This is a genomic window from Candidatus Thiosymbion oneisti (assembly GCF_900092655.1).
Classification (GTDB): Bacteria; Pseudomonadota; Gammaproteobacteria; order Chromatiales; family Chromatiaceae; genus Thiosymbion; species Thiosymbion oneisti.
On record NZ_FLUY01001418.1, the window covers coordinates 1 to 2329 of the forward strand.

General features: G+C 62.0%; 2 protein-coding genes. Both read left to right on the forward strand.

Annotated features, from left to right (window positions below):
• Positions 1–87: 87 nt before the first annotated feature.
• Positions 88–1086 (forward strand): glycosyltransferase family 2 protein, encoded by a 999-nt coding sequence (locus BQ17_RS14505; protein WP_176722444.1) that lies wholly within the window; start codon positions 88–90, stop codon positions 1084–1086.
• Between the two features lie 23 nt (positions 1087–1109).
• Positions 1110–2329 (forward strand): FAD-dependent oxidoreductase (locus BQ17_RS14510; protein ID WP_089728244.1); only part of this gene is annotated, 1220 nt, incomplete at its 3' end.

The window sequence follows — 2329 nt, forward strand, 5'->3', positions numbered from 1 at the left end:
TCCCAAGGATGGGATCCTTCTTCAGCCACCGAAAGCACTTTTTTAACCATGGGAAAAACCCCTCCTCCATCCGGCGTCAGCCTGTCGGTGATCATACCTTGTTTCAATGCGGCGGAGACCTTGGGTGCTTGTCTCGACGCCCTGCTGGAACGCAGCCAGGTCCTCCCGAACGAAATCATCGTGGTCGACGATGCCTCGCAGGATCGATCCGTGGCGGTGGCCTCCCGGTCAGGGGTCGAGCTGGTTACTGCCGAGGTCAACGCGGGGCCCGGCGTGACCCGGAATCTGGGCGCCGCCCGCGCCGGCGGTGAGGTCCTGGTCTTCGTCGATGCCGATGTGGCGGTTGCACCGGATGCCCTGGGCAGATTGGCGTGCCATTTTGCCGAGGATCCGGGCTGCACCGCCGTCATCGGCTCCTACGACAAGGAGCCCGAGGCACGTAACCCGGTCAGTGAGTACCGCAACCTGTTGCATCATTATGTGCACCAGCAGGCCCCGGAGCAGGCGTCGCACTTCTGGACCGGACTCGGTGCCGTCAGGAAATCCACCTTCGATGCGATTGGAGGATTCGACGTAGCCGAGTTCGGTCGGGCCATGGAAGATATCGAACTAGGCTACCGGCTACGCGATGCAGGCTATCCCATACGGCTCGACCGCACGGTGCAGGGCAAACATCTCAGGCGCTGGTCGTTCGGCTCCATGGCCCGCACCGATTTGTTTCTGCGCGCTATCCCCTGGACCCGGTTGATCCTCACCCATGAGGAAATGCCGAGTGATTTCAGCCTGGGCTGGGGACAGCGGGTCTCCGTGGCCATGGCTTGGCTGTTGCTGTCGGCATTGCTTGCGGCGCTTGTGTGGCCCCAGGCATTGCTGGTGATGCCGCCGGCACTGGGCCTGTTCATCGGGGTCAATCTCGATTTCTTCCGCTTCCTGCGTACCCGACGGGGTTGGGCGCGGGCGCTGGCCGCCGTTCCCCTGCACTGGTTCTATCACTTCAACAGTGGTTTGGGGTTTATCCTGGGTGCCATCGGCTGTGGATGGCAGAGATTGAAGGCCCGTCTCCGGGTACGGCCATCGCCCCGGTAACGGCGGTGTGTCCGTGTGAGCCAATGGTAGACAAGGCCGAAGATAAACCAGTCCCGGACACCGGCCGGTCACCCGACTGCATCGTCATCGGCGCCGGGCCGGCGGGACTGGCGGCGGCCCTGGAGTTCCTCCGGCACGGTCACGTCCCCCTGGTGCTGGAAAAGGACTCGATCGTCGGCGGGATCGCCCGCACGGAGTCCTACCAAGGGTTCAGTTTCGACATGGGGGGACACCGTTTTTTTACCAAGTCGGATTACGTCAAGGGGATGTGGCAAGACCTGCTCGGCGAGGATTTCCTGTTGCGATCGCGGCTTTCGAGGATCTTCTACCGACATAAGTTCTTCGCCTATCCACCGCGGTTGTGGGATGCCCTGATGGGCCTGGGACCGTGGGAAAGCATCAGGATCCTGGCCAGCTACCTGCGCTGGCAGTTGCTACCCTACCGGCAGGTGACGACCTTCGAACACTGGGTGACCAATGCCTTCGGCAAGTGTCTGTTCGAGCACTTTTTCAAGACCTACACGGAAAAGGTCTGGGGTATCCCCTGTAACGAGCTGCGCGCCGAATGGGCGGCGCAACGGATCCGGGGGCTGTCGCTGGGGGTGGTAATAAAGAACCTGGTCCGCAAGACCGGCACCAGGGTCACCACGCTCATCGACCAGTTTCACTATCCGCGCTTCGGTCCGGGCATGATGTGGGAGGCGGCACGTCGGCGGATCCACGGCGGGGGCGGAGAGGTGCGCATGAATACGGATGTGATTCGTGTGCATAGGAACAGGATGCACATCGACAGGATTGTGGTGCGCGAAGGGGAACGTGAGTATTCGATCGCCGCCGAGCTGTTCGTATCCAGCATGCCGCTGTCCGAGCTGGTAGGAAAACTAGACCCGCCGCCACCGCCGCCGGTGCTGGCGGCTGCCGGGAACCTCAAGCACCGGGGGTTTCTTACCGTGTGCCTGATCGTGGATGGGGCCGACCTGTTCCCCGACAACTGGATCTATGTGCACGAACCTGGGGTCCAGGTGGCCCGCATCCAGAATTACACGAACTGGAGCAAGGCTATGGTAGCAGACGAGACCAAGTCCGGCCTGGGTCTCGAGTACTTCTGCAATGAGGGTGATGAACTTTGGTGCATGGACGATACCGAGCTGATCGCCCTGGCCGGCCGCGAGCTCGAGACCATCGGCCTGCTACCGGCCGGCCAGGTAATCGACGGTCAGGTCTATCGCATCGCCGATGCCTA